Raw genomic sequence first — 434 nt, forward strand, 5'->3', positions numbered from 1 at the left:
GGTCACACCTGCTCAGTCGCGGTCAGCTTGGCGAAGCGGGCCAGGTCGCGGACACGGAACCCGACCTCGAACTCGGCACGGACCGCGAACATGTTGCGCTGCCAAAGGTTCAGCTGCGTGCCGTCCGTGTCCGTGATGGTCGCCTGATCCGCGATGGAAAGCTGGATGTCCTCCACCACGCCGTAGTGTGCGGCGGTCCAGTCGCCCGCGTAACCCAGGGTCGCCGGGGTGCCAGCCGCGTACAGCGCACGCGAGGTGCGGACCGGAGCACCCAGCAGCGTCGGGACGCTACCCTCCGCCACCGAGTTAATGAAGAGCGGACGGCCCTGGCCGTCCACCGAGCCCAGCAGCAGGCCGCGAGCCTGCGGGGACAGCGCCCAACCATTCAGGACGCCACCGCCAGTGGCAACAGCCTGATCGGCAGCAACAAGACC

General features: G+C 68.4%; 1 protein-coding gene. It reads right to left on the minus strand.

Annotated features, from left to right (window positions below; genetic code table 11):
• Positions 1–2: 2 nt before the first annotated feature.
• Positions 3–434: phage major capsid protein (locus tag GVL52_RS29290; protein WP_160012756.1), on the minus strand; the 432-nt coding region annotated here is incomplete at its 5' end.

It is taken from the genome of Rhizobium sp. 18055 (assembly GCF_902706285.1).
Taxonomy (GTDB): Bacteria; Pseudomonadota; Alphaproteobacteria; order Rhizobiales; family Rhizobiaceae; genus Rhizobium.